This is a genomic window from Bradyrhizobium sp. WYCCWR 13022 (genome assembly GCF_030435535.1).
GTDB lineage: Bacteria > Pseudomonadota > Alphaproteobacteria > Rhizobiales > Xanthobacteraceae > Bradyrhizobium.
Map to the genome: position 1 here is coordinate 361,514 of NZ_JAUIZJ010000023.1, position 26,015 is coordinate 387,528.

Here is a 26,015-nt window from a genome sequence, read left to right on the forward strand (position 1 = left end):
CGCTACTTCCAACCGTAAATCCTGATCACATCCGGGTCCGGGTCGATACCAAGGCCCGACCCCGCGGGCACCGAAATCCGGCCACCTTTCGGGCTAAGCGCATCGCCGTAAATCGTGCCTTCGAGATCGAACCAACGCCACTCGATCATGGAGTCCGCTGTTCCGAGCGCAGCGGTCGTATGGATTGCCGCCAGCAGCCCCGGACCATCGTAGAAGGAGTGGGGCATCACGGGGACGTTGTGGAGTGCGGCGAGCGAAAAGATTCTGCGTAGCTCACTGATCCCGCCCATCTTGGCAGGACTTGGCTGAACGAAGTCCACTGCGCCTGCGGCCAACAGTCGCTCGAAATCCATCAGCGTGTAGACGTTCTCGCCGGCCGCGATCGGAATACCGCTTACGTTTCTCAGCGTGGCGAGACCATCGAAGTTTTCCGGGGGCCAGAGCGGCTCCTCCAGCCATTTCAGGTCGATCGCCTTGAGCTTTTCCGCCATTTGCCGCGCCTCATAGAGCGTCCATGGACAATTGACATCTAGTGTCAGTTCGACGTTGGGGCCGGCCTCCTCGCGAGCAGCGCGAATGGCCGCAAGTTCGATCTCATGAAGTTTTAGCGTACGAAATCCGGCCTCGATTGCTTGTCGAACGGCGGTGTGGACGAGCGACGGTTCTGAATATCGGACAAGGCTCGCATAGCATTCAAGCGCGGGGCCACCGCCCCCCAAAAGGCTGCACAGCGGCGCATTGGCGGCCTTGCCAGCGATATCCCAGAGAGCGATGTCAACTGCTGAAATGGCGAAGGCCAGCGCGCCGCCTCGTCCAAACACGTGCAGCTTCTTCTGAACATCCAGCATAAGAGGCTCGATCCGGCTCGCATCTTGCCCGATGCAAAGCGGCGCGATCAGTTGGTCGACAGCAAGTTTCGCGGAGGCGACCGCGCGAAAGCCAAAGGCCTCGCCCCACCCCACCAGCCCCTCATTGGTCGTCACCTTGACGAGAAGCGAATCCGCGGCTGGCAGATTGCTGTCGCCCCAGGCAGACGAGGCCGATTTGGTTCCAGCCTTAAACGGAATGCGCAGCGGAATGGACTCGACGCCTGCTATGATCATCTGAAAGACCTTGGCATGCCGGCAAGGCGGGCTCACGCACGCTGATGACGTGGATCGTCGTGCGCGTCGTGATATTCGAGACCAAGCGGACCGATCGCGCTCACTTGCGTGACGTACTCGCCGGACTTCGCCCAGTGGAAATGCCAAGTCTCGCCTGGAAGAACGATGACGCTGCCCGGCGGATAGGCTTTGACCTTGTCGCCATCGAAACTTTCGCCGAGCCCAATGTAGAAGACGCCAGACATGACCGTATAGATGCGATCTTCCGGATGCTTGTGCGGCATCAGCTTCGTGCCGTCGGGCACCTTGACTCTGACCACATATGGACCTGGTTCGGCCGGATGGCCGACGAGGACCGCCAGGCGAGCCCCAGAAGGAAACGCCGGAAACGGCTTCCAGTCGATATCTTCAGGCAGAATCGCTCTGAAATCAGCCTGATCCGGTTGATGATTGCGTGGCATCGGTGGCCGTCCCTTTAGGTCAATGCAGTTTGCCGTCAGATATCTAATTTCGCGTCCAAGGTGATGGTCGCGTTGAGAACCTTGGATACCGGGCAGTTCTTCTCCGCTTCTCCAGCGGCGCGAGCAAAGCCCGCTTCATCCAGGTTTGGCACTTTGGCGCGCAAGGTAAGTGCCGACTTGCTAATGCGGAATCCTTGCCCCTCCTGCTCCAGGGTCACTGCGGCTTCTGTCGAGAGCTCTGTCGGGATGAAGCCCGCCGCCTGCAGACCAAAGGCGAGCGCCATGGTGAAACAGCCGGCATGGGCGGCGGCAACCAACTCCTCGGGATTAGTGCCCTTCTCATTCTCGAAGCGTGTCCTGAACGAATATGGCGTGTCGGCGAGTACGCCCGAATCGCTCGAAAGGCTACCGCTGCCGGTACGGCCAGTGCCGTGCCAAATTGCTTTTGCCTTGCGGATCATGTTGACCTCCAGGTTGGTGCGATCCTTGTTCGAGGCGTCACACCGGCTGCTTCAGAATATTGACGTCGATCGGCATCTTGCGCAGACGCTTTCCCGTTGCGGCGAACACGGCATTGGCGATGGCGGGGACGATCGCAGACGTTCCGGTCTCGCCCATGCCGCCCGGCGGCTCGGCACTCTTGATAAGGTGCACCTCGACGGCCGGCGCCTCGTTCATTCGCAGGATCTGGTACGTATCGAAATTGGCCTGTTCGACACGGCCGTTCTTCAGCGTGACCTCGCCATATAGCGCGGCTGTCACGCCGTACATGATCCCGCTTTGGAGCTGCGCTTGCACAGTGTTCGGATTGATCACAGTGCCGCAGTCCATGGCGCAGGTAACGCGTTGAACGCGAACGGAGCCGTCCTTTGCCACCTCGACCTCCGCCACTTGTGCGAGGAGACTGCCAAACGCGTTCTGGAGCGACACGCCGCGGCCGCGCCCCTTCGGCAAGGGTTGGCCCCAGCCGGCTTTCTCGGCGGCAAGATCGAGCACGGCTCTAGCCCGTGGATTGTGCTCGAGCAGCGCGCGCCGAAAGGCGACGGCATCTTGTTTGGCCGCTGCCGCCAGTTCGTCGACAAAGCTCTCGGTGACGAAGACGTTGTGCGACGGACCGACGCTGCGCCAGAAGCCGGTCGGAATGCCAGGCGGCTCAACACGGACATATTCGACATGGAAGTTCGGGAATTCATAGACGAGGTTGATTGCCCCTTCCGTCGAGTCCGGATCGAGACCGTTTGCGTATGCGGGTGGGAGCCAGCGCGAAATGACCGAGGATCCTGCAAAGCGGTGCTTCCAGGCGATCGGCTTGCCATCCTTGTCGAGCCCTGCGGTGAGGCGATCGAACCAATAGGGACGGTAGAGATCGTGCTGGATGTCTTCCTCACGCGTCCACACCACCTTGACCGGCCCATCGACCTGTTTGGCGATCTCGACCGCACGTACGGCGCCGTCAGCTTCCAGCCGCCGGCCGAAGCCTCCGCCGAGCAAATGATTGTGGACGGTGACCTTCTCTGGCGGCAGACCGGCGGCCTTGGCTGCCATGGCTTGCACCCGCGCGATAGCCTGGGTACCAATCCAGATATCGCACTCGCTGCCGCGGAAATGGACCGTGCAGTTCATCGGCTCCATGGTGGCATGTGCCAGGAAGGGAACCTCGTACCTTGCCTCGACCTTCGTCACGGCACTGGCGATGGCGGTGTCGCTATCACCGATGTTCTGTGCAATCGCACCCGGCTTAAGCGTCGCCTGCTCCAGCTCGCGGGCCACGTCTTGCGTCGACAGCCCGGCGTTCGGGCCGCCGTCCCACTCGATCTTGAGCGCTTCCAGTCCCTTTTTAGCGGCCCCCATATGATCGGCCACGACGGCCACAGCGTCATCGAGACGAACGATCTGGCGCACCCCCTTGACGGCCTTCGCCGCGCTATCGTCCACACTTTTCAGCCGCCCGCCGAAGACGGGCGATTGCGCAAGCGTCGCAATCTTCACACCGGGCGGGCGAACATCGATGCCATAGGTCGCTCTGCCATTCACCTTGCCTGCCGCATCAAGCCGTTTCGCAGGCGTGCCGATCAGCCTGAATTCCTCCGGCCGCTTCAGCTCGACCTTGTTCGGAACCGGCATCTGCGCAGCGTCCGCGGCCAGCTCTCCATACTTGAGGCGCTTTCTGCTCGCCCCGTGGATCACCTCACCGTCCTGCGCATGGCAGGATTGGGCATCGACGCTCCAGCGCTTGGCTGCGGCTGCGATGAGCATCGCCTTGGCAGTCGCACCCGCTCGGCGCAGCGGCATCCAGCCGCCGCGCAGTGCATTGGAGTTCCCGGTCGCCTGCACGCCCAGCATCGGATTGGCGTAGAGCTTTTCGTTGGGAGGAGCGTGCTCCAGCTGAACCTGATTCAAGCCAACCTCGAGCTCCTCAGCGATCAGCATCGGAATCGAGGTATAGGTCCCCTGCCCCATTTCGACATAGGGCATGATCAGGGCGACCTGGCCGTCGCTGCCGACGCGAATGAAGGCGTTCGGCGCAAAGTCTTCGGCGCCGGCCGCTTCAATACTCCCGAACGGAAGCGCCAAGCTTAGAATCATTCCCCCGCTGACGGCGGCGCTGCTGACAAGGAAATTTCGGCGGGAGAGATTGGCATTGGATGCCAAGGATGAGATGCCGTCGCGGACCATGATTAGCCTGCCCTTCCATTCACTCGCCCGGCGAGTTTGATCGCCTCGCGGATCCGCACATAGGTGCCGCACCGGCAGATATTGCCGCTCATGGCATCGTCGATGTCCTTGTCTGTCGGATGCGGATTGCCGGCGAGCAGCGCCGAAGCCGACATGATCTGGCCGGACTGGCAATAGCCGCACTGCACCACCTCATGATCGAGCCATGCCTTCTGGATCCTTGCTCCCGCCGGCGTCGTCTCGATCGCTTCGATCGTGGTGATCTTGGAGTCGCCGATGCTGTCGATTGTTGTGATGCAGGAACGCGTCGCAGCGCCGTCGACATGCACCGTGCAAGCGCCGCACAGTGCCATGCCGCAGCCGAATTTCGTTCCGGTCATGCCGAGCACGTCGCGCAACACCCAGAGCAAAGGCGTATCGCCGTCGACATCGACGTTGTGTGTGGTTCCATTGATGGTGATAGTGAAGGCCATATGCCTCTCCTTTCCTGCAATCCAAACCGCGTGATGTGACGGCCACGCCGATAGTCCGCCCTTACCGAAGACGGCGGTACCCCCGCCGCCCGGCAGCTTACTGCCGTCGTCAGCCGCCGATTTGACCGACGTAGAACCCGAGCCGGTTCTCGACATCTCCTGGACGATGGAAGCCGCGCTCCATGAGCGCCTTGATGCGCTTCTGGCTGGCCGGCCGACCGAGAGCCGCGATGAACGCATCCCACTCCGGTTTGATTTCCGCATCCGGCGGCAGGCTGGCGACATCGACCAGGCGCTTTGTCTCGGCGATCGCCTGCTTGTCGAACGATGCGATACGCATCGCGAGCGCCTCGACGAAGCCATCGAGCTCGGCGTCGGGAAGCGATCGGTTGACGTAGCCATACCGTTCGGCGAGATCGCCATCGATATCGTCGGCGCTGAGCAAGACCTCCAGCGCCCGGCCTCTGCCCATCAACCGTGGCAATCGGGCCATCGGTCCACCGCCCGGGACCAGGCCCGCGCCGACTTCCCACTGCGATAGAATGGCCTTCTCGCGACTGGCAAAGCGCATGTCGCTTGCCAGCGCAAGCTCGCTGCCGACACCGGTTGCACGTCCTCGAATAGAGGCGATGGACACGACTGGCGCCCGGCTGAGGCGCACGAACATGTCGGGCAGCGCCTGGAGTCCGGTCGGCCCCGGTGGGATTTTCGCCGATTCTTCGAGAGGCGCCAGGAAATCATAGTGCGTGATGAAGAAGCCCTCGACGGCGCTGTCAAACACAACGACCTTCACCTCGTCGTCTTGCTCGATAGCCGTGATGATCTCGCTGAGGCGCAGCGTCTCCTTAGGCCCGAAAATGTTGACCGGTGGCAGATCGAACGTAACTCGCCAGTACGTCGGCAAGCGCCGCTCAAGGCGGATTTCCTGTCTTGCAAAGGCTCGTTCGGGACGGTTCATTGTTTTCTCCTCAATCTCCTGGGAACACGCGTCGGTGACGGACGCACGCCCGCCTCAAATCGATTGACGCAGCGAGCGGAACGCGGCGCGCATTTCCGCGGTGAATAGCTTGGGCTGTTCCCAAGCCGCGAAATGACCGCCCTTGTCGAGCTTGTTGTAGTAGATGAGCTTTGGATAGGCCCGCTCGGCCCAGCTCCGCGGGGCCGCGTAGATTTCGTCGGGGAATGCGCTCACCGCGACCGGGATCTTGACGCCTCTGACGTCGAAGAAGCCGCCTCCCGTCGAGATTTGCGTCGTGTCCCAGTAAAGTCGCGCCGAGGAGATCGCGGTGTTGGTCAACCAATAGAGCGTGACATTGTCGAGCACGTCGTCCCGCGTCAGCCCTTCTGTTTTCCCATCGAACACGCGGGAGATCATACCGTAGCTGCGAATATCATGATCCAGCATCCAGGCCGCCAGACCGACCGGCGAATCCGCAATTCCGTAGAGAGTCTGCGGACGGTTACCCATTTCCTGGGCGTAGGCCAGGCCGTGCCTATAGAAGTCGTCGAGTTGGTCCCATGCATGCTTCTCATCGCCCGAGAGACCGTCCGGCGGCGGGCCGCCCGCCGAAAGCGCCTTTGAAACATCGGCCGGAACTGTAGCTGCCATGTTGGTGTGAATGCCGAGCAATCCCGCGGGCTGTTGCAGCGCCATCACCTCAGACACCGCGTTCCCCCAATCTCCGCCCTGCGCCACGTAGCGGGTATAACCTAGGCGTTGCATCAGCGTCGCCCACGCGCGCGCAATGCTGACCGGGGTCCAGCCGGGCGCAGTCGGCTTGCCCGAAAAGCCGTGCCCCGGCAGCGATGGAATAACCACATCGAATGCGTCGGACGCGGCGCCGCCGTGCGCTGTGGGGTTGGTCAACGGATCGATGATCTTCAGCTGCTCGACGATCGAACCCGGCCAGCCGTGAGTCACGATCATCGGCAACGCATTCTCGTGCTTCGAGCGAACGTGAATGAAGTGGATGTCGAGCCCGTCAATCTTGGTGACGAATTGCGGCAACGCGTTCAGGCGAGCGGCGACTTTCCGCCAGTCGTAGTCCGTCGACCAGTATCGGGCCAGTTGCTGGATGGTCTTCAGCTGGACGCCCTGGGAAGCGTCGGCAACCGTTTCGCGATCCGGCCAACGCGTCGCCATTACGCGCCTACGCAGATCGGCAAGTTCATCGTCGCGAAAATTGACGTGGAAGGAGCGAATTTCATCCTCTTTGGCTGCCGCGGCGGGATGTGCAGAGAGAAGGCTGGCGGCACTAGCGGATGCGATGCCGATCGCCGCACTGGTGAGAAACTGGCGACGGTCCTGTTCGAGGGCTGCTACATCTTGGGCCGACTGGTCGATTGGATGTGTCATGGTGCTTGCTCCAAAAGTTGATAGACGCGCGTCAGCCTCGGCTGACGTCGATTACGGCTTGTGAGAAGGCCTCTGGCGCCTCCTGAGGCAGATTGTGGCCGATCCCGCCCGTCACGAGACGGTGCAGATACTTGCCCGAGAATTTCCTGGCATACGCGGCCGGATCGGGATGCGGCGCGCCGTTGGCGTCGCCTTCGAGAGTGATGGTCGGTACGCTGATCTGCGGCGCGGCGGTTAACCTCGCTTCCAGCTCGTCGAACACCGGATCACCCTGGACGAGTCCGAGTCGCCATCGATAATTGTGAACAACGATGTCGACATGATCAGGATTGTCGAAAGCCGCGGCAGTACGAGCGAAGGTGGCATCGTCGAAGCGCCAGTTGGGTGATGCGAGCCTCCAGATCAGCTCGGCGAACTCACGCCGGTATCTGCTGTATCCTTCGCGGCCGCGCTCCGTTGCAAAATAGTATTGGTACCACCACTGCAATTCGGCTTTCGGCAGCAAGGGCATTCTGCCCGCTTCCTGACTTCCGATGAGATAGCCGCTGACCGAGACGAGACCGTCGACGCGGTCCGGCCAAAGGGCTGCGACGATGTCGGCCGTGCGAGCCCCCCAATCGAAGCCGGCCAAGGTCGCTTGCCCGACATTAAGCGCGTCCATCAATGCGATCGTGTCGATTGCCAGAGCTGACGGTTGACCAGATCTAGCGGTCTTAGCCGACAGAAACTTCGTGGAGCCATAACCTCGCGCATAGGGAACAATGACGCGAAACCCGGCCGATGCCAGGCGCGGCGTCACATCGCCAAAGCTGTGGATGTCATAAGGCCAGCCGTGCAGCAGAATGACCGTCGGTCCATCGACGGGACCGGCTTCCACATAACTCACATTGAGTACGCCGGCATCGATTTGCTTCAAGGGCGAGAACGAGCCGTGAAGATCCGATTGTGCAAGCTTTATGGTCCCGTCCAGACGCGCATCTGCAGGTCGGCTTGCCTCGAACTGTGTCGTTGTAAGCACACCCGCGGCGACAGCGAGAAACTGCCGGCGGCCAGGACAATTTAGGCGATTGAACCCGCTCATTTGCGGCACCTGCTGTAAACTGTTGTGATCGGAGCCTTCGCAGGACGATCGGATGCAGACGCACAATGTCGGGCTGCTCCCCGCTGAGCCATTCAACGATGGGAAGACCACGCTCATATCAACGTATGAGTGACTGGCGCTCAATGTATGAGTGAAGCCAGCGCCGTTGATCCGTTAAGCGTTGTGTCAGTTCTGCAATCCGTGAGCTGCTCGGTGACACAATCGGGATGTCGCGAGATCGTGCCGATGCATCTCCGTAGTGGTTGGCAGCGTCTGATTTCAAACAAAGGAGACAGTCATGAAGGTGCTGATGGTGATCACGTCACACGATCAACTGGGCGACACTGGGCGAAAGACGGGCTTCTGGCTCGAGGAGCTCGCGGCCCCTTACTACACTTTTAAGGACGCTGGCGCCGAGATCACGCTGGCTTCGCCACAGGGAGGGCGCCCGCCGCTCGATCCCAAGAGCAACGAGCCCGAATTCCGTACCGATCTCACGCGCCGGTTCGAGAAGGATCCGGAAGCCGAGACGCAGCTCGGCAAGACAATTCGCCTCGATAGCGTCAGGCAGGAGGACTACGACACCCTCTTTTATCCTGGTGGCCACGGCCCGATGTGGGATCTCGCCGAGGACAAGAACTCGATCAAGCTCATCGAGTCCTTCATTGCCGCCGGCAAGCACATCGGCATCGTCTGCCATTCCACGGGGGCGCTGCACCACGTGAAGACGCCGGACGGCAAGTTGCTGGTGCAGGGTAAGGAAGTCACCGGCTTCACGAACGGTGAGGAAGAAGAGGTTGGTTTGACCAAGGTGGTCCCCTTCCTGGTCGAGGACGAAATGCTGAGGCTCGGCGCCATCTTCTCAAAAACAGCCAACTGGACGCCTCACGTCGTTATTGACGGCCTATTGATCACGGGACAGAACCCGCACTCCTCCGGACCGGCCGCTAAAGCGCTGATGGCCGCGGTAAGCCAGAAGGGAAAGCCGGCCATCTCCGCCCGGGCATCGTAAGTCGAGCGCCGCGCCGATCAGATCGGCCCGCTCGCAAGGACACACCATTGGAACAGAAGGAAACGCGAATATGACAATTACTGAAAGCCGGGGCGAACGCGCAACTCTGAACACCCTGGAGATGAAGCTCGAGGTCGTCGTCATCCCTGTTTCGGACGTCGACCGCGCCAAGCTTTTCTATAGCCGCCTGGGTTGGCGGCTCGACATCGACTACGCGGAGGGCGACGACTACCGTGTGATCCAGTTCACGCCGCCAGGCTCCGGCTGCTCGGTCATCTTTGGCACGAATGTTACGACCGCCGCGCCCGGCACAATGCGTGGATTGCACCTCATTGTCTCCGATATCCAGGCCACGCGCGATGAACTTGCACGTCGCGGCGTCGAGGTAAGCGCGCCATTTCACGATTCTGGCGGTATATTTCACCACGCGACCGGGAAGCAGCTGATCAGCGGTCCAAACCCGCAGCGAAAAAGCTATGCCTCGTACGCTTCGTTCAACGATCCGGACGGCAACGGCTGGGTGCTGCAGGAGGTCACCGCGCGGTTGACCGGCCACATCGAGGCCGGCGACACCAATTTCACCCCCGAGCTCACGAACTTTGTTCGGCGAGCGGAAATGGCCGAGCAACCGTGAAATAATGCACTGGTGGGCGGCGCGGGAACGTCAACTCGGATGCGTTCGGGGGCCGCCGCATCTCGCAGACCGGCAATCTCGCAATCTCGAGCAACCGGCGTGCTGAGTAACGTCTTCAGTGCAGGGTGACTGCAGTGACCAACTTTCAACTTCAACCGGATCACCGGCGACCAATTGCAACAACCCGGCGAGCGGTGCTGGCGGGGAGTGTTACAGCCATGAGCCTAGCGACCAATTTGCCTGTCCAGGCAGCAATGCCGCAAGCGTCGATGAGGATAACGCACAAATGGGTTCGCGCCGACGGAGTCGACGTTTTCTATCGGGAGGCCGGCCCGACCGATGCGCCCGTACTGCTCCTCTTGCACGGATTTGCAAATTCGTCTTTCTACTTTCGGCACCTGATGCCGAAGCTCGCCGACCAGTATCGGTTGATCGCGCCTGATCTGCCTTCGTTCGGCTTCACACGAATTCCGGCCGAGCGAGACTATTGCTACAATTTCGCATCACTTTCGCGCACGATCACAGCGTTCGTCGACGCCTTGGAGCTCAAGCGATACTTCCTCTATGTGTTTGACTATGGCGCGCCCATCGGCTGGGACCTTGCGTTGACGTATCCAGACCGCGTTGCCGGAATCATCAGTCAGAACGGGAACGCATATGCCGAAGGCCTTAGGGACGAAGCCTGGGATCCATTGCGTGCCTATTGGGCCAGCCCAAGCCCGGAGAAGCGCGAGCCTATCCGCGCTCGCATGACACTCGAAGGCGTCAAGGCGGCTTATTTCCACGGCGTCGCCGATCCGTCCACTATCGAACCAGAGTCTTATACGCTTGACGCCGCGATTCTCGCCCAGCCTGGAAATGCGGACCTGCAGATCGACCTTAAGCTCGACTATAACCGAAACATCGAACGTTACCCGCTCTACCAGTCATTCTTTCGGCAGCGGCAACCGAAGCTACTCGCCGTCTGGGGAAAAAATGATCCGTTCTTTGCTCCAGAGGGGGCCGAAGCGTTCAGGCGCGATATTCCAACTGCACGTCTCGTTCTTTTGGATACGGGTCACTTTGCGCTTGAGACAGAGGGCAACATGATTGCAGGTCTGATGAGAGGCTTCTTATTAGATTGATCAGCGGTGCGCGATCGGCCCAGAGGCCTCGAAGCCAGCTCCTCAAAATCGATCGCAACAAGTTCGCGTTCTCTGCTCGATCGGCCAAAGCAAAGAAGCTTTTTATCCGCTATTTCCGCAGCACGATCGGAGTTAGCTTGAATGGACACGGGGTCACTTCCTTCGTTTGACCGAGGAATAGGACAGCTTACCTTGGGCGAGCCTGCCCCGTCCTTTAATCTTCGTCAGGAGAACCGCCCACCTAGACCCTCCGTGAATGTTTCGATCTTGGCTGGTCTCCTTGTGCCGAGCTTACCACCTCCTTTCAATCGGCAGTAACCGCGGTCGGGCCTGCATGCATCAGCGCGACCAACCTTTGGGGCGGGAGATTCGAACACAAAGCTGCGCCATCTTTGCCGACCGGATGGATTACGAGCCCACTCATCTCCTGCGTATCAGAACGTAAAACAACCGTTCAATTTTGGCTCGGAGAAGGCATAGCTAGGCCTAGCGAGTTCTTCTTCTGAGTCGACTCGCTCGCAAAGGCGAGCCTTTTTCTTATGAGCCGCGGCGCCGGTCGGGTACCCTATACCGTGAAGTTGAGGATTCCCGTTCGGCAATTTTATTTAGCAGAACATGCGCCTCACCCTAAGGTGCTACCTGCACCAACGCCTCGTATAATTGAGAGTGTACTCCGATAGCTCGATGATGACGTACCGCAGCGTTCGGAGGCTCTAATGCAATTTTCTGCTCCACCGTCAGTTACCACATCGCCTACAGAAAATGCGGCTGTGGCAAGCCGATGCTCATGCTTCATGGATCGTCGCCGGGTGACGGGCAAGAACATGACAATTCGGCCGCGCTCGGCCGTGCGCCGAACCGCGTGCTTTCGCGCGGTGGTCGAATGAGATCGCGCCGCCATTCCCGGTTCGCTTGACTATTGGTGAGTAACGATTGTTGGCCTCTGACCAACCGCCTCCGAGACGGCGGCGCCAAGCCCTTCTGATCGCCAGTTGCACCCACATGAATAGAAGGTTCGTTGAAAGCGCTCGGTGATCACAAGAACAACGAGCCAATGAACGGTCGTTATCAAGCTCGGTGATTTCCTATGCTTTCGGTTCTTTCTCTATCCCTCGCACCGACCTTCTTCGTCATGTCTTTGGGCTATGGCGCTGGAAGAACCGGTCACATCAACAACATGCACGTGACGGAACTCAACACTGTCGTGATGAGCTACTGCCTTCCCGCCTCGTTGCTGGTCGCGACCGCCACTTCGAAGTGGTCCGACCTGACCCGCCAATGGCCGATTCTACTGTCTCTCGGCATCACCATGATGGGAGTCTATCTTATCTGGTATGCCTACCAGCGCTGGGGCCGCAGCCAGGATTCGAGTGAGGCAGCTCTTCAGTCTCTGGCTGTCGGTCAGCCGAACTACGCCGCCGCAGCCTTTCCTGTCATCACCGCCTTGTTTGGCCCGGAACACCTCTCAACCGTGGCGGTCGGCATCGCCATCGGGTCAACGTTACCTTCACCTTTGACATTGGCGCTTCTCGAGCTCGACCGTTCCACTAGCAGCGGAAGTAAAGCCGGAAACGAACGAAATGGTGCTGGCAGCAACACAAGTGCGCTCGCGCAGGTCGTCAAAGCGTGCGGGCACGCCTTATCCAAACCCATCGTGCTTGCGCCATTCCTCGGAATGCTTGTCTCACTGAGTGGCTGGCAGCTGCCGGACGTAGTGGCTGCTTCTCTCCGCCAAATCGGCACCGCAGCTGGCGGCATGGGCCTCTTGGTCACGGGCCTCGTTTTATCGGAGAGCAAGTTTCGACTAACCCTCAACACGGTCTTTGGGGTTGCTGTTTCAAATATTGCCCAGCCGCTACTCGCCTTCCTCATCTGCCGTGCAGTGAATGCGCCGGCTGAGATCACCGAGCTTTCCGTCATCATGGCTGCTCTGCCCTCCGGATTTTTCGGCATCCTCTTTGGCAACAGTTACGATCGCATATCGAGCGAAGCGAACTCGACCATCATCGCAAGCACAATTTTTTCCACGCTCACTTTAGCGGCCGCGATCGCGTGGACGCACGACTATGGTGGCTGACGGACCATTTCTTTCCTGCCGTCTCAAAAAAGGAGTGCTTAAAATGGCGAAGACGATCCTTATTACAGGTTCAGGCTCGGGCCTCGGCGAAGGCGCGGCGATCGGCCTGGCGAAAAATGGGCATACCGTTCTCGCCACGGCGGAGTCCTGGCCGCAGGTAACGGCCTTGCGTGACAAGGCCGCCGCGATGGGTCTGAAAAAGCTTTCCGTCACCAAACTCAACATGCTGGATCCTTATGACATCGCACATGCGGAAAAGCTCGATTTTGATGTGCTGGTGAACAACGCCGGCATCGCGGAGGGCGGCCCGATCGCAGAGATCCCGATACCCCTCGTGAAGCAGAATTTCGAGGTCAACGTGTTCGCCCTGCTCGACCTGACTCAGCGGGTCGTTCGCCGCTGGGTGAGAAGCAAGACTCATGGCAAGGTGGTGTTCATATCCTCGATACTCGGTCTCGTCAGTCCAGGCATGGTAGGCAGCTACTCGGCCACTAAACACGCCGTCCAAGCGATTGCCGAAGCGATGCAAGTGGAGCTGAAAGACTTCGGCATCCAGGTACAGACCATCAATCCCGGACCATTCTTCACCGGGTTCAACGAGCGGGCCGTCGAGGCTGCCCTTCGGTGGCTCGATGACGACGTCAATTTCACGAAGCGCGGATCGTATAAATCCGCAACCGATGGCTTCCTCGATAAGCCCGAGATGCGCCTCGACCCAAACGACATGATCGCCAAAATGGTCGAGCTGATCCCCGAGAACTCAGGTCCATTCCGGAACATCTTCCCCAAGGACACGGCCGATTGGGCCATCTCAGCCGGTCGAGAAATGTGGGAGCGAACCATCTGAGCGAGGATTGGCGGGCATCGGCTTTCACGTCGGTGCCCGATCATCGTCGTAGCACCGTTCAGCGGCTGCAAGCCACCCAGGGCATCGAGAAGGGAGACACGGCATGAGCCAGGAAGCAAAGTTGAAGAATCCGACACGTCGCTCCTTCTTGTTGGGCGCGGCGGCAGCGAGCGCGCTGGCTCTCACGCGACCACCGCGCGCATGGGCCGCTCTGACTCCCGATCTCTCGGGGATCAAAGCGCTGACCTTTGACATGCAGGGAACGGTTTTCGACTTCTACGACCCCCTATTGAAGGAGGCTCGCACAATAGGCCGCAGCCATGGGCTTGCAGAAGACTGGGCGGTAACGTTGCCCGGCGACTGGAGCGGGGCGGCCCACGACATTATCGTCGCGATTTCGGCAGGTCAGCGCCCTTGGGTACCTAACACCGAGGTTTACCGCGAGGCATTGACCCCTCTCCTCGCAAAACGAGGCGTCAGCGATCGACTCTCAGAGAGAGACCGAGATCAGTTGCTTGCTGGTTGGGGAAAGATGGTCCCCTGGCCAGACGCGGTCGCCGGTATTACCCGGCTCCGCCAAAAATACACGGTCTCAACCCTGACGAATGCATCGATGTCACAAATGACCTCCCTCGTGAAAGAGAGCAGGCTGCCGTTTGACGAAGTTCTGACCGGAGAACTCAACCACGCTTTTAAGCCTGATCCCAAAGTGTACCAACTTGCGGTCGACTACGTAGGCCTCCGGCCTGACCAACTCATGATGGTTTCAGCCCACAAGTGGGATCTCCTGGCGTCAAAAAAGGCCGGCTTCCACACGGCCTATGTGCCGCGGCCACGGGAGCTGGGACCCGGACATGTTGCGGATCGCACCAAGGAGAGCTTCATTGACATCGTCGCAGACGACCTTGTCCAGCTTTCGCGCAAGCTGAAGACCGATTAAGGATTGGACCTGAAGATTCTTGGTACCAAACTTGCGTCGCGCCGTATGACTTTCGTTGTTTCCGCTCAGTTATGGCATTGCGGCCGACACGGGGGTGCTGTTCCCCGATATCTAATCAGCCCTCATCCGCTAGGATTCCAGGGCCGATGCACTCTGCTCGGTACGCTCGTTTGCCATTGCAAGCGGCAACCTCACTCGAAAAACGGCGCCTTTTGGGGCGTTCGAACCCACCGAGATTTGACCATCGTGAGCTTCAATGATTGAGCGGCAGATCGACAAGCCCATGCCCATGCCGCCAGATTTAGTCGTGAAAAACGGTTTGAAGAGCTGATGGCGATCCTCTGAAGCAATCCCGACACCCGAATCGGCGATCGAGATCACGACTTCGCCGTCGCTTCCTACTTCTGACCGAATAGACAGAAGCCGCGTTTCATTCTCGTCGGCCATTGCATCAATTGCGTTTTTGACCAGATTCAGGATCACTTGCTGCAGCTGGCTCCGATCTCCCGTAACAACTGCAGGGGAAGCGCTTGGATGCAGGTTAACGGATATGCGGTGTGTCTTGAGATCGCTTTGGACCAACGCGATGGTCTCTCTGATCAGGCCGTCGACGTTGAACGACTTTCTCGCATTCGCATCCTTTTTGAAGTTCGCCCGTATGCTTTCGATCACTCGTCCCACTCGATGCCCCTCGGTGGCGATGTCTAAAACTGCCGCTTTCGCCTTCTCCAAATTCGGTGCCACACGATCGAGCCACCTGAGGCTCGTTTCGGCTCGTAATATCATAACCGCGATTGGTTGCTTGACCTCATGCGCAATCATGGCTGAAACGGCATCACCCGTTATCAGTCGTGCTTCACGCTCCCGATTTTGAGCGCGAACCGCTAGAAGAATGCGCGCGTAAAGTTCCGATATTTCAAACAATAGGACGATGAGCACCAGACTATTGGCGAAGAAATTCAGCGCGACAACGGTATACCAGCCAACGCTGAACCGGGGTGAAGGAGGGTAAAACGCCAGCGGTATACCTATCAAATGAACACATGTTACTACCATCAACCAGAGACCGAGAACGGTCTTCCGTTGGCGCCAGAGTAAACACAGCGCCATGAGGTACAGCGACGCCATAGGCCCACCAGCGAAATAAATCCATGACGCGTCAAACCGAAAACGATCGTTTACAATCTTAGGCAGCCACGCCTCACCAGCGATACACAGATACGCTGCTGCCAGCACTGCAGCCGATGTCATCGCGACGCTTACGGAGATGGCAAAACTCGTTCGGCCTCTCCAACGCTGCGCGACAGAGCTCGAGGTTTTGATGAGAGCATAGGAGGACACGAAGACCGCAAAGCCGCAGTGTCGTAGGATGTAGAGCCACGCGGTGGTTTGCGGGCCGCCAAGCAGGGTGCGCCCGGGCTCGAACAGGCCAGGGAACGCAAGAGTGTATGGAATTGTCATCAATGACAGAAATAGATAGCCGCTTGCGATCACCAGGAGCGCTCGAACCCGCAAAGCGGAAAACTGAGCAAACATAATGACGGCCGTAAGCAGGCCGTTCAAAAGCATCGCAGTTGCGTAAAATGGCACAAAGGGTTCAACCGGGCGCAGTTGCACGCCAGCGAACGGACGCGAAACCACAAATGCAGCGAGTAATAGTGCTGGCAAGAAGCGAAGAGCAATCCGCCTCTGCATCTTGCTTGGCGACGCGCTCGTGAGATCTGGCAAACCGTCGTCGACTTGGGTCTCGACCGTCGCTTCCATAATTATCTTCACAACGCGAGCACGACAGGCACGAACTCCAGCTCAATGAGTTCGCACTGATGTCACAAACTGACGCTTTCGCGCATCGCCTGAAATTGCAGGGTCCAGTGATACTTTAGCTTTAGTGTAACAGGCTGCCGAAGAAGCTTCAATTACCCCAGAGTTGCGGAGGCGCCCACCTGGCCGGTTAGAAGCCCAATGCGGCGCTTTGGCGGGCTGAGCAGGGGCCCCTGACTTTGATTGAGAGCTTGGAACTTGATCGAGCCCCAGAAAAGAGGCCTAATGTAGCGCGCAGACGGGACGCCACGCTCCCGGCTGGTCCGCGAACGTCGACCGTCGGGATGCATGCCCGGTGCGCATCCAAATGATGCTTACCTTTCGGAGATCGGCACTAAAAAAGCTGAAGCGCCCAGTGAGTTCACTTGCGGCGCAACAGTCCGTCCACGTTGATTGGGCGCACGTTCGAATCAATATGGTTTCGACCTTGGCGGGCCGTAAGCTGACCGGTCCGCCTTCAAACCGAAGACAACATTGCTGTTGGATTTACCCACGTCGAATTTCCGCTATGACTTGCGCAGGGTGGGTGAGCCCTACGATGATATCAATCACCAGGGCCAGGACCGTGGCGCAGCCGCCTGCTGCAAACAGCAGCAGATAATCGCCGCCGGTCTGGGCGTAGATCCAGGAGAAACCATAGGCAGCGGCTGCCTGAGAAAGCGCAAAGCTGGTGGTTGCATGGCTCCAGGTCGCACGCAACTGCTCGGTGGAGTGCGGCACGAGCTCATGGATGCGTCCGAGCACCAGCGGCACAATGCCGGGCGTGAAGCCGCCGACTACGAGGCTCGACACGATCAGCGAAACCGGCGCGGTACTGACGGTCGGCAGCAAGACGGCGGCCGCTTCGATCAGGAATGCCGCCCGCAAGGCCGGACCGAAGCCGGAGCGGTCGCCAAGGTGACCGGTGACGAGGGGCCCGACGATCGCGCCAAGGCCATACAGAACCCAGTAGCGCGATCCTGGCGCAATGCCCTGGCCGAGCCCGCGCGCGACGAAATCGACGACGAAGACCATGTGCGGCACCAAAGCCACCGCATTGAGGCCGTATTGAACCAGCAGCGCGCCGGCATGCGGCGAGGTACGGCGACGCTTGCCTTGGTGAGAGGGCGCGGCATCGGAATTGGCTTCCGGAGGCCAGTTCCACCAGTTCGCGAGCGTCAGCGCGGCCGAGAGCACGCCAAGGCCATACCAGGTCTGTTGCAAGCCTTGTTGCAGGAGTAGCGGCACCAGCGTGCCCGATGCGGCGACGCCGAGCCCAACGCCGGCGAAGATCACGCCTCCCACGAAGCCGCGGCGCGCGGCTGAGGTGTGCGGCAGAATGACGGACGCCGCCAGCACCATGATTATGCCGCCGGTGAGGCCGGAGAGGAAGCGCCAGGCGAAGAACCAGGTGAACGACACCGGCGTTGCGCTCGCAAAGAATGAGAGGGTGGCGAGTAGCATCATCGCGCGCAGTGCCCAAACTGCGCCCATGCGTGCCGCCAAAGTACGCGCCGCAAGCGCGCCGGCTAGATAGCCGGCGAGGTTCGCCGCACCGAGATAGACGACGTCGGAGGCGCTGAACCATTTCGCCGCGATCAGGGCCGGGATCAGCGGCGTGTAAGAAAACCGGGCGAGACCAAGCCCGACAAGCGATGCGGACAAGCCCGCCATCGCGTAGCGCCAAGCTCCTTGTGAGGCCGATCCCGGCTGCATATGCAGCCGGGTCTCGATGCGTTGCTTCGTATGTGTCATGTCATCCTCCTGCGCGCACGATGGCGCACGGATCATCCTGTCTGGGCCGCGCGGCGCCGGAATTCCTGCACGGGCAGGCCGCCCCAGCCCCAATTGTCGGTATCGACTTCCTCAATCACCACGAAGGTGGACTCTAGCGGCTTGCCGAGCACGTCGCGCAGGAGCTCGCTCGATCCCTTGATCAGCGCCGCCTTCTCCTTCGCGGTGAGCGACTCCGTTCCCGACGTCGTTCCTTCGCGGGTCACTTGAATGGTGACGATGGGCATCACATCTCTCCCCTGCTCAGTGGCCGGCGCTCTGGCCGCCATCGACATGCAGGATCTCGCCCGTGACGAATGAAGCCCCCTCGAGATAAAGCACGGCATCGACGATGTCGGACATCTCACCCATGTGGCCGACCGGATGCAGTGCGCCAAGCTGGACATGCGTCGCGACCGGATGCATCGGGGACTTGATAATCCCGGGCGACACGGCGTTCACGCGAACGCCGCGCCTCGCATATTCGATCGCGAGCGACTTCGTCGCGGCGCTCAGCCCACCCTTGCTCAGGGAGGCCAGCACCGACGGCACGTTGGAGTTCGCCTGATCGACCAGCGTGGTCGTGATCTGGACGATGTGGCCGGACCCCTGCTTCTCCATCTCGGCGATGGCAAGCTGCGTAATGTTGAAGAAGCCGGCGACGTTGGTGCCCATCACAGCCGCATAATCCTCGGCCGTGTACTGCGTGAAGGGCTTTGCGACGAAGATGCCGGCGTTGTTGACCAGCGTGTCCACTCGCCCGAAACGGGCGACGGCTTGCGAGACGACCCGCTCGGCAGTCTTGTGATCCGCGATGTCGCCGGCAACGGCAAGGACATCATCGTCGTCCGAGGGCCTGACGGAGCGCGCCGTTGCGACGACACGGTAGTTGCGATCGCGGAAACCCTGGACTAAGGCAGCGCCAATGCCCTGCGACGCACCGGTGATGATGGCGACTTTCTGCTCAATACCCATGATGGGCTCCTGTTGTTAACCAGCGCCAGCGGCGGCTGGCTTGAGCTCCAAGGTAGGCCGCAGCACCCCTCCTGCGAATACACGTCGTCCGGCAGACACTCTTACGCGGCGCGAACGAATGCCGGACCGGCTCCGGGCGAGGTTGTCGCGGCGGGAGCGAACGCCTAGCCTGTCGCCCGAATGTGATGGGGGCTTAGAAAGCATGGATCGTTTGGATGCCATGAAGGTGTTCATCGTTGCTGCCGACGAGGGCAGTTTGGCTGCCGCAGGTCGCAAGCTCGGCCGCTCGCCGGCGGCCGTGAGCCGCGCCATCGCCTTCCTGGAGGAGCGCGTCGGCGCTGAGCTGCTGCACCGGACCACCCGGTCGATCAAGCTAAGCGAGGAAGGCGAGCGCTACGTTGCAATCTGCCGCCGAGTGCTTACCGAGCTGGAAGAGGCCGACGACATCGCCGCCGGACCACGCACGACGCCACGTGGCCTGCTCACGCTGACGGCGCCCGTCGTATCGGGCGAGATGGTGTTGCGGCCAATTCTCGATGCGTTTCTAGACGTCTATCCCACAGTTTCGGCAAAGCTCCTGCTGTTCGACCGTGCGGTGAACCTCATTGAAGAAGGCGTCGATCTCGCACTTCGCATTGGGCCTCTCGCAGATTCATCGATGGTGGCAATGCGGGTCGGCGCGATCAGCCGCGTCGTCGTGGCTGCTCCGCGTTATCTGAAGCAGCACCCGAACATCACCGAGCCGAGCGATCTCGCCAAGCATCAGATCGTGGCGATGGCGCACCTGCCGAATTCCTGGACGTTTGCGCCGCAAGGCGGCGCGTCGGCACCGCGGACGGTACAGTTCACGCCTCGCCTCGTCGTCAACAGTACTTATGCAGCGGTGGCCTCTGCCGTCGCTGGTCGCGGCGTGGCGCGGATGTATTCGTACCAGGTGGCCGAGCAGATCGCCAGCGGCGAGCTCGAGGTCGTACTGCCCGGGGACGAAGACCCGGAGATGCCGGCGCATCTGATCTGCCCGCAGGGCCGGCTCTCTGTGCCGAAGGTGCGGGCGTTCACCGATTTCGCCGTGCCGCGGTTAAAGAAACAGTTTGCAGTCCTTAAGAGAAGTATCAAAGCGCGTCGAAGCTGGCCGAACTGAACCAGGCTGACCATCGGACGTTCGAATCGATCAATAGCCGCTCTTTGAAAAACGCTGCGCGGGTCTCTCGGGACATCACTATCGTTGTAGTGCGGGCCGCAGACCGGGCTCATTCTTCCATGACCCTGATGGGCCATGACGGCCTCGCATATTACTTCCCGCGTCATAGATGAGTCGAATCAGCCTCTTTGAGGTTCCGTCACGGGAATGCGAGAAATGACGCAACTGGGTTTGTTCACTGATCCGGGCGCGGGGCCGGCCGGTCTTCGCCATCAGGACAATTTTATCGACAGCGTTACCGAGGAGGCGCTGATCGGCCACATCGCAGCATTGCCACTCCAACGCTTCCAGTTCGGCGCCTTCGAGGGCAACCGGCGCGTGGCGTGGTTCGGCTATCAATATGACTATTCGCAGCAGCAGCTGACCGCGGCCGAGCCGATCCCGGACTGGGTTGCGCCCATCGCGCGGCAGGCCGAGGCGTGGGCCGGCCTCTCGCACGGCAGTGTGCAGCAGGTGCTGTGCACCTGCTATGACCAAGGCGTCGGCATCGGTTGGCATCGGGACAAGCCGCATTTCGACAAGGTCCTCGGACTGTCACTCGGCTCGTCCTGCAAATTCCGTTTCCGTCGCCGTTGCGGCGATACATGGCAGCGTTACACGCTCGAGGCACGACCGCGCTCGCTCTACCTCATGGACGGAGAGTCGCGATCACAATGGGAGCACAGCATTCCGCCCGTCGAGGCGCGCCGCTATTCCATCACCTTCCGGACGATGAAGCGGCCCTGACCAAGTAAACGAGAAAACAAACCCAGCATACTAGGGCGCCGTTCGCGCCATAATCCTAGGTCGCTCCGCGCAATTGTGACATACCGCGGCCGCGCGCAATCTGCCAAAGTAGTGCCAGACATCTAGATGATCTTCTCGCATTGCCATCTCTTTTGAGATTTGCCGGAATATCGGTCCCGTTTGCGGTCCGGCGGCCCCGTCCGGAGCCGCTTGAAAGTCCGCTGAGGCTTGTCTCCGTTCGCCTCCGACCATCTAGGTGACAGCTTAGTAACTGCTTGGGCCGTTTTCGCGCCGTAAAGCAAGAACCCCAACAGTTCTTGGTGTTCAAGACTGAACGCGGGCTGGAGCCATTGCGAAGGCCGCGCTGCCCCTTGGCGAGGGCCTATGCTGTCGCCTCCGCCGGCTTCGGATTGGCCGCCGTTTTATCGTTTACGGCGGGCTTCGCAGCCCCCTTGGGCTTCTTCGCGCCGACGAGGAGATGGGTCATGCGCTTGATCTCCGCTCCGAGCGCGGCGGCGCGTGCCTCCGCCGCCGCCGCGCGGTTCGAAGCGGCCTTTTCGGAAGCTTCGAGATCGGCGTGGTGGCGGCGCGCCCGCTCCAGATCGGCAACCAGTTCGGTGATGCGCCTTTCGGCCTCGTCGATGTCGCGGAGAACGTCGCGAGCCTGATCCTCAGCGGCGACGGCCCTCAATTCGCAACCCAGACGAACGTCTTCGATGGCCCGGCTGGCCCGCTCCTGCGCCTCCGACCAGAGATCCAGCGCCAGGAGGCTCACCTTGTCCTTCAGGGTCTGGGGCAGTTCGGAGTGCACCGCCTTGAGCCGGTCGCGCTCTTGCTTGACCTGCCGGATCGCGTTGCCGACGTCGGTCAAGGACCCACCCCCGATCGCGTCGCGCACGGCGCGCACCGAGGGGTGCTTTCCGCTCGCCTCTAGCCTTTCCATGGCTGCCCGCACTTTTTCGATCATCGTCACCTACTTGCTCCTTGTTATGTTACGTAACAGCTCGGCTGTTACCCGGGCCTAAAGCTGGACGCGAAAGGCCAAGCATTGGCGAACACCGTTTTGAATAAGGTCTGATAGACGGTTCGGCTCTAGGCGAGCGTCGTAGCAGATTGAGGTCGGTCCCGACGCACCGGGCAGAGTGCGTCGGGGTAACGTCAGGCCTTGTTGATCGCCGGCGCCGGAGTCTGCAGGGCCGAGGTCGCCACCTCGGCCCTAGCTTTCGCCATCTTGGCGAGGATCTCGGCCTGGTACGCCATGACCTTCTTGCGCGCCGTGGCGCGCGCGCGGCGGCTGCGCTTGACGTAGAGCTGGACCGTCGCGGCGGTGGCATGGCCGCTGAGGATCATCATCTCGTTCTCAGTGCAGCCGGCCTCCGCCGTGCCGGTGATGCCGCCGTGGCGGAACGAGGTGAACTTGCAAACCTCCGGGAGCCCGACCATTTGCATGAGGGAGCGGAAGACCTGACGAAAGGAGGTCGGCAAATTGTGGTCGTCCTCGCTCCAGGCCTGGTCCGCGGTGCCGTCCATGGGGATCAGGATCCCGCTCGTCCGGTCGCCCTTGCAGGCGTCGAGACGCTTCTCGAGAGCGGGATAGAGCGGCGACCCGTCCTCGTCATAGAGATCGATCCACGTCTGGAGCTTGGTCTTCCAGTGCACGATCAGCATCTGGTGCGGGCGGTCCGCGGGCTTGTAGTGCTCTACCAGGAGCTTGGAGGGGATCGACAGCACCCGCATCTCCAGATCGTAGGCAACGAAGGCCATAGTCGCCATGTTGGAGAGCCCAACCTTGTCGGCCGCGATCAGGGTCTCGATCAGATCTTCGAAGGTGACGGCGTGCCTGACCTGCTTCATCCGCGTCGCGAAGCGCTGTTTGTCGAACGGATTGTTCGCCGGAGCGAGCTTGTAGATGCCCCTCGCACCGTTGAATGCCGCCCTGAGCGCGCCGAACACCTTCTCGGCGCGGCGGGGGCGAGTCTTCAAGGTGACATTGGTCTCGCCGGTAGCCGGATCAGTTTCGGTCTTCTCGACCTTTTCGTACTCGATCTTCAGCCGGCGCGCGTGGGTGGCTTCCAGCATGGCGACCGGCACGGACCCCACGCGCATGCCCTTGAATTCGCCGTCGCGGTACACGTGGTCGCAGGCCTTAGACAACAGGTCCGAGTTCTCGGCCTTCGTTTTGTCGCTGCAGTTCTGATAGAGCGACGTCTCGTCAGTCTTGTAGACGTGCACCAGCTCGTCGACGGTGCCGGGGACGGGCCCGACCTGCACGTCGATCGCGCTGGCCCCGTCCTGGAACGCACGCAGCCGCAGCAGCAGGTCGTTGTTGACCTTGGCGATGGCCTTCGGGATGTCGGACCCGAGCGCCACGCAGGACGGCCTGAAGCCGGCCCTCTTGATCGCGGTAGAGACCTCCCACCGGAGGTAGGGCTTCCCGGTCCGCGACAGGTGGACCCGGGTGTAGGGGGGCAGAGCGACACTCAAAACACTCACGGAGAAAACTCCTTCACACCAAAGCAGCGACTGACAACCAGCCGCTATCATCGAATAATAATATTGATGGTAGTTATTTGTTCGCAATCCCTCCCGGCTTCTTAAGTGAGCCGATGGTTAATTAAGGGTTGATTATCGGTCGTGTACCGGTAGCGGCATTACCGCTTCACACCGGAGCGGACCACGTCGAATTGAGTCGAAATCTCAGCCGACGTTCGACCCTGAAATCGTCGGAACGAAAGCGGCGCAGTCGGAATAGGATTGCAAAATCCCCGAGGAATCCGCGTGCGCACAGGTAAAGTAGGCCTTTTTCGCGGCCCTCCCCCTGCGCAAAATACCCTATAAATCTCGGCGATTCTCGAAATCCGTTCCGACTGGAAAGCGGCAGAACCGCGTTTAATGGCGCCAATGAGTTCTTTGCTGTCGGAACGAACCCAAGAACTCAACATTCGATGTGAACGCGGTCTTAGACCGCTCCGCGCGCCACACCGAACGTAGTAATCCGTTGAGTATTACGCGCGGTAATACCGATACTACCCCACCAGAATTTTGGTTCGTTACCACATTTGAGAGGCTTTGCTGGGAAGCTCTCCCCAAAAAGGGAGCGCGATATAATGGCCGCCAACGAGGATAGAGACGCTCGTCTTGAACAAGCGTGGTCGTCGCTCTCCAGCCATCCTGGCACCAAAGTCACGACCGCGGCGCTGGCGAAAGCGGCAGCTTGTTCGCTCACGTACGCCGCTCCGTTCCGGCGCATGAAACTGGGCGTGACCAAGAGGGGTCGTAAACAGACGTCCATCCCTGCCAGCAGCGCACCGACCGCGCCGGTATTGGAAGGTCGCGATGGTTTCCAAACCGCACTTCTAAAGTTGGCCTCGGTGGCTCAAGGCCAGGTTGGGCAGCTTATCCAGATTCTGGACGGCGCCGTATCTCAACGAAACGGCATGTCTTTGCAGCCCTTGACTGCCGATGCTGCGGGCGGCGCGGAAGCCGCGCTCGCCGAGACTCGAATGAATGAAGCCGACGGAGCGTCACCACAGAATCCGGTCCCATTCGTCGACACGGTGGAGGCTCCCCTGGCGACCGCTGTCCACGCTCTATCGACCCCCCAAACTCCAAGAAAGGGACGCGGAAAACGCAGTGGGGACCCAAGCCAGTTGATGCTTGGCTTCGAATGGCCGCCTAACGGTCCCGCGACCACACCATCGGCCGATCAAGCAGCGCTTCATTCGACGGGCGAAAATGTCTCATCAATCTCTCTCGAAGCGGTAGACTTGGCGTCGATGGCGTCGGATTTACTTCAAACTGAATCCGATACATCGGACGAGAACGCCCGATCTACCGCCGCCTCGTCTGCTCACATTCTTTGCGACGCCGGTGGGCCATTGGGTGCCTTCGCTATCGGTGAAGAGTTGCGCAAGCGCGGAGAATTAAAGTTTCCGATGAAGCGCCTCAAAGAGGTACTTTTGAGCGCCTGTCCCACGCATTTCGACTACGAAGCAGCCAGCGGGAAATTTTGGGCAAACGTTCCGCAGACTATCCAGACTGAAAACGATCAGCCAATGTCTATACGGATCGCTGCGGTCAAAGAGGCAGTCAAGCAGTTGAACGAACGTAAGCGTCCAGTCGGCATCAAGGATCTTTACTCTAGCCTGCCGGAACAGATCCGATACCACATCACACTCGGGTACTTCGACGTAGCATTAAAGACTGCCGATCTCGAATTGGGCGACCTGAGGCAAAACGATAACGGCCGATGGTTTCTAGCGCAGCATGGTGATCGTGACCCATTCAAGCGCCGTCCGACAAAAATGTACGCCCCCCTCCGAAGGGAGCTCATAAAAATTCTGACCAAAAGCACGTATAAGCTACATCCACGGAAAATTTTCCGCGAGCTTCCTGAGTGGATTGCCAGGCACTTCACTGAAGCAAACATTGAAGAGCATATCGAAAAGGTCAGTAGAGGCCTCGCCCGAGACGTCGACGGCACCCTCTCCCTTTGGCTCAAAACGCCGCCCAACGGTCGTGCAAAGCGACGTGTCTGGCTCGGGAAATTGGCCCGAACGTCCGCAATTGTTGATGCCGCCATCGACCGCCTCGAGAAACAGCGAAGGACTCTTCATTTGGACGACCTATATGAGCCGAACTGCGGCATTGAACGCGATGCCTTTCGCAAGGCGATGAACCAAAGGCAAAAGTCGTCTACTGAACTCGAGCGCATCGATGAGGGGCGCTACCGATACAATCCAGTTCTCGTATGAAA

At 60.0% G+C, this 26,015-nt stretch carries 23 protein-coding genes; 9 read left to right on the forward strand and 14 right to left on the reverse strand.

From position 1 onward, the window contains the following. Nucleotides 1-2 precede the first annotated feature (2 nt). The 8 genes from QY049_RS28755 to QY049_RS28790 form a co-directional block, all read right to left on the reverse strand. Nucleotides 3-1,103, reverse strand: coding sequence for a mandelate racemase/muconate lactonizing enzyme family protein (locus tag QY049_RS28755; protein ID WP_301270316.1), 1,101 nt, complete (start codon nucleotides 1,101-1,103; stop codon nucleotides 3-5). Nucleotides 1,104-1,135: 32 nt separating this feature from the next. Further along, the gene (locus QY049_RS28760; protein WP_301270317.1) at nucleotides 1,136-1,564 is read right to left on the reverse strand and encodes a cupin domain-containing protein; all 429 of its coding nucleotides are present in this window, start codon (nucleotides 1,562-1,564) and stop codon (nucleotides 1,136-1,138) included. A 35-nt stretch (nucleotides 1,565-1,599) separates the two neighbouring features. Next, nucleotides 1,600-2,025 carry an OsmC family protein gene (locus QY049_RS28765; protein ID WP_301270318.1) on the reverse strand — a complete coding sequence of 142 codons (426 nt, stop codon included), beginning with the start codon at nucleotides 2,023-2,025 and terminating at the stop codon, nucleotides 1,600-1,602. Between the two features lie 37 nt (nucleotides 2,026-2,062). Next, nucleotides 2,063-4,240, reverse strand: a complete 2,178-nt coding sequence (locus QY049_RS28770) for a xanthine dehydrogenase family protein molybdopterin-binding subunit (RefSeq protein WP_301270319.1) — start codon at nucleotides 4,238-4,240, stop codon at nucleotides 2,063-2,065. Nucleotides 4,241-4,242: 2 nt separating this feature from the next. Further along, nucleotides 4,243-4,713 (reverse strand): (2Fe-2S)-binding protein, encoded by a 471-nt coding sequence (locus tag QY049_RS28775; protein ID WP_301270320.1) that lies wholly within the window; start codon nucleotides 4,711-4,713, stop codon nucleotides 4,243-4,245. Between the two features lie 109 nt (nucleotides 4,714-4,822). Continuing rightward, nucleotides 4,823-5,671: an enoyl-CoA hydratase/isomerase family protein gene (locus QY049_RS28780; RefSeq protein ID WP_301270321.1), complete on the reverse strand. Its 849-nt coding sequence runs from the start codon at nucleotides 5,669-5,671 to the stop codon at nucleotides 4,823-4,825. Between the two features lie 54 nt (nucleotides 5,672-5,725). After that, entirely contained in the window at nucleotides 5,726-7,069 is a 1,344-nt protein-coding gene (locus QY049_RS28785) for an epoxide hydrolase family protein (RefSeq protein ID WP_301270322.1), read from the reverse strand. Between the two features lie 31 nt (nucleotides 7,070-7,100). After that, nucleotides 7,101-8,150, reverse strand: coding sequence for an alpha/beta fold hydrolase (locus QY049_RS28790; RefSeq protein WP_301270323.1), 1,050 nt, complete (start codon nucleotides 8,148-8,150; stop codon nucleotides 7,101-7,103). A gap of 298 nt (nucleotides 8,151-8,448) precedes the next feature. Here QY049_RS28790 and QY049_RS28795 point away from each other — a divergent pair, with 298 nt between their 5' ends. From QY049_RS28795 to QY049_RS28820, 6 genes are all read left to right on the forward strand, one after another. Further along, on the forward strand, nucleotides 8,449-9,162 hold the full coding sequence (locus tag QY049_RS28795; protein ID WP_301270324.1) for a type 1 glutamine amidotransferase domain-containing protein: 714 nt from the start codon (nucleotides 8,449-8,451) through the stop codon (nucleotides 9,160-9,162). Between the two features lie 70 nt (nucleotides 9,163-9,232). Then, on the forward strand, nucleotides 9,233-9,796 hold the full coding sequence (locus tag QY049_RS28800) for a VOC family protein (protein WP_301270325.1): 564 nt from the start codon (nucleotides 9,233-9,235) through the stop codon (nucleotides 9,794-9,796). Between the two features lie 218 nt (nucleotides 9,797-10,014). Next, the gene (locus QY049_RS28805; protein ID WP_301270326.1) at nucleotides 10,015-10,920 is read left to right on the forward strand and encodes an alpha/beta fold hydrolase; all 906 of its coding nucleotides are present in this window, start codon (nucleotides 10,015-10,017) and stop codon (nucleotides 10,918-10,920) included. A gap of 1,087 nt (nucleotides 10,921-12,007) precedes the next feature. Then, nucleotides 12,008-12,997 (forward strand): AEC family transporter, encoded by a 990-nt coding sequence (locus QY049_RS28810; protein WP_301270327.1) that lies wholly within the window; start codon nucleotides 12,008-12,010, stop codon nucleotides 12,995-12,997. Nucleotides 12,998-13,040: 43 nt separating this feature from the next. Beyond that, the gene (locus QY049_RS28815; RefSeq protein ID WP_301270328.1) at nucleotides 13,041-13,844 is read left to right on the forward strand and encodes an SDR family oxidoreductase; all 804 of its coding nucleotides are present in this window, start codon (nucleotides 13,041-13,043) and stop codon (nucleotides 13,842-13,844) included. A 103-nt stretch (nucleotides 13,845-13,947) separates the two neighbouring features. Continuing rightward, entirely contained in the window at nucleotides 13,948-14,784 is an 837-nt protein-coding gene (locus tag QY049_RS28820; RefSeq protein WP_301270329.1) for a haloacid dehalogenase type II, read from the forward strand. Nucleotides 14,785-14,913: 129 nt separating this feature from the next. On the opposite strand, the gene QY049_RS28825 is transcribed toward QY049_RS28820, so the two are convergent. From QY049_RS28825 to QY049_RS28840, 4 genes are all read right to left on the reverse strand, one after another. Continuing rightward, a complete protein-coding gene (locus QY049_RS28825; RefSeq protein WP_301270330.1) occupies nucleotides 14,914-16,548 on the reverse strand; it encodes an MASE4 domain-containing protein in 1,635 nt (544 codons plus the stop codon). Between the two features lie 543 nt (nucleotides 16,549-17,091). Continuing rightward, nucleotides 17,092-18,339, reverse strand: a complete 1,248-nt coding sequence (locus tag QY049_RS28830; protein ID WP_301270331.1) for a YbfB/YjiJ family MFS transporter — start codon at nucleotides 18,337-18,339, stop codon at nucleotides 17,092-17,094. Between the two features lie 32 nt (nucleotides 18,340-18,371). Then, the gene (locus QY049_RS28835; protein ID WP_301270332.1) at nucleotides 18,372-18,605 is read right to left on the reverse strand and encodes a 4-oxalocrotonate tautomerase family protein; all 234 of its coding nucleotides are present in this window, start codon (nucleotides 18,603-18,605) and stop codon (nucleotides 18,372-18,374) included. Between the two features lie 16 nt (nucleotides 18,606-18,621). Further along, nucleotides 18,622-19,332 carry an SDR family NAD(P)-dependent oxidoreductase gene (locus tag QY049_RS28840; protein WP_301270333.1) on the reverse strand — a complete coding sequence of 237 codons (711 nt, stop codon included), beginning with the start codon at nucleotides 19,330-19,332 and terminating at the stop codon, nucleotides 18,622-18,624. Between the two features lie 202 nt (nucleotides 19,333-19,534). Between QY049_RS28840 and QY049_RS28845 the strand changes: the two genes are divergently transcribed. Continuing rightward, nucleotides 19,535-20,473 carry a LysR family transcriptional regulator gene (locus tag QY049_RS28845; protein ID WP_301270368.1) on the forward strand — a complete coding sequence of 313 codons (939 nt, stop codon included), beginning with the start codon at nucleotides 19,535-19,537 and terminating at the stop codon, nucleotides 20,471-20,473. Between the two features lie 216 nt (nucleotides 20,474-20,689). Then, nucleotides 20,690-21,259: an alpha-ketoglutarate-dependent dioxygenase AlkB gene (locus QY049_RS28850; protein ID WP_301270334.1), complete on the forward strand. Its 570-nt coding sequence runs from the start codon at nucleotides 20,690-20,692 to the stop codon at nucleotides 21,257-21,259. A gap of 382 nt (nucleotides 21,260-21,641) precedes the next feature. Here the strand turns inward: QY049_RS28850 and QY049_RS28855 are convergent, their stop codons facing one another. Beyond that, nucleotides 21,642-22,226 (reverse strand): DNA-binding protein, encoded by a 585-nt coding sequence (locus QY049_RS28855; protein WP_301270369.1) that lies wholly within the window; start codon nucleotides 22,224-22,226, stop codon nucleotides 21,642-21,644. Between the two features lie 191 nt (nucleotides 22,227-22,417). Beyond that, nucleotides 22,418-23,752 carry a hypothetical protein gene (locus tag QY049_RS28860; RefSeq protein WP_301270335.1) on the reverse strand — a complete coding sequence of 445 codons (1,335 nt, stop codon included), beginning with the start codon at nucleotides 23,750-23,752 and terminating at the stop codon, nucleotides 22,418-22,420. Nucleotides 23,753-24,366: 614 nt separating this feature from the next. On the opposite strand from QY049_RS28860, the gene QY049_RS28865 reads away from it, so the two are divergent. Continuing rightward, nucleotides 24,367-26,013, forward strand: a complete 1,647-nt coding sequence (locus QY049_RS28865; protein WP_301270336.1) for a hypothetical protein — start codon at nucleotides 24,367-24,369, stop codon at nucleotides 26,011-26,013. The last annotated feature ends 2 nt before the right edge of the window (nucleotides 26,014-26,015 follow it).

Coding starts and splice junctions, on each gene's coding strand:
- QY049_RS28755 (WP_301270316.1), bottom strand. CDS start 1,103: ATGATCATAGCAGGCGTCGAGTCCATTCCGCTGCGCATTCCGTTTAAG.
- QY049_RS28760 (WP_301270317.1), bottom strand. CDS start 1,564: ATGCCACGCAATCATCAACCGGATCAGGCTGATTTCAGAGCGATTCTG.
- QY049_RS28765 (WP_301270318.1), bottom strand. CDS start 2,025: ATGATCCGCAAGGCAAAAGCAATTTGGCACGGCACTGGCCGTACCGGC.
- QY049_RS28770 (WP_301270319.1), bottom strand. CDS start 4,240: ATGGTCCGCGACGGCATCTCATCCTTGGCATCCAATGCCAATCTCTCC.
- QY049_RS28775 (WP_301270320.1), bottom strand. CDS start 4,713: ATGGCCTTCACTATCACCATCAATGGAACCACACACAACGTCGATGTC.
- QY049_RS28780 (WP_301270321.1), bottom strand. CDS start 5,671: ATGAACCGTCCCGAACGAGCCTTTGCAAGACAGGAAATCCGCCTTGAG.
- QY049_RS28785 (WP_301270322.1), bottom strand. CDS start 7,069: ATGACACATCCAATCGACCAGTCGGCCCAAGATGTAGCAGCCCTCGAA.
- QY049_RS28790 (WP_301270323.1), bottom strand. CDS start 8,150: ATGAGCGGGTTCAATCGCCTAAATTGTCCTGGCCGCCGGCAGTTTCTC.
- QY049_RS28795 (WP_301270324.1), top strand. CDS start 8,449: ATGAAGGTGCTGATGGTGATCACGTCACACGATCAACTGGGCGACACT.
- QY049_RS28800 (WP_301270325.1), top strand. CDS start 9,233: ATGACAATTACTGAAAGCCGGGGCGAACGCGCAACTCTGAACACCCTG.
- QY049_RS28805 (WP_301270326.1), top strand. CDS start 10,015: ATGAGCCTAGCGACCAATTTGCCTGTCCAGGCAGCAATGCCGCAAGCG.
- QY049_RS28810 (WP_301270327.1), top strand. CDS start 12,008: ATGCTTTCGGTTCTTTCTCTATCCCTCGCACCGACCTTCTTCGTCATG.
- QY049_RS28815 (WP_301270328.1), top strand. CDS start 13,041: ATGGCGAAGACGATCCTTATTACAGGTTCAGGCTCGGGCCTCGGCGAA.
- QY049_RS28820 (WP_301270329.1), top strand. CDS start 13,948: ATGAGCCAGGAAGCAAAGTTGAAGAATCCGACACGTCGCTCCTTCTTG.
- QY049_RS28825 (WP_301270330.1), bottom strand. CDS start 16,548: ATGGAAGCGACGGTCGAGACCCAAGTCGACGACGGTTTGCCAGATCTC.
- QY049_RS28830 (WP_301270331.1), bottom strand. CDS start 18,339: ATGACACATACGAAGCAACGCATCGAGACCCGGCTGCATATGCAGCCG.
- QY049_RS28835 (WP_301270332.1), bottom strand. CDS start 18,605: ATGCCCATCGTCACCATTCAAGTGACCCGCGAAGGAACGACGTCGGGA.
- QY049_RS28840 (WP_301270333.1), bottom strand. CDS start 19,332: ATGGGTATTGAGCAGAAAGTCGCCATCATCACCGGTGCGTCGCAGGGC.
- QY049_RS28845 (WP_301270368.1), top strand. CDS start 19,535: ATGGATCGTTTGGATGCCATGAAGGTGTTCATCGTTGCTGCCGACGAG.
- QY049_RS28850 (WP_301270334.1), top strand. CDS start 20,690: ATGACGCAACTGGGTTTGTTCACTGATCCGGGCGCGGGGCCGGCCGGT.
- QY049_RS28855 (WP_301270369.1), bottom strand. CDS start 22,226: ATGATCGAAAAAGTGCGGGCAGCCATGGAAAGGCTAGAGGCGAGCGGA.
- QY049_RS28865 (WP_301270336.1), top strand. CDS start 24,367: ATGGCCGCCAACGAGGATAGAGACGCTCGTCTTGAACAAGCGTGGTCG.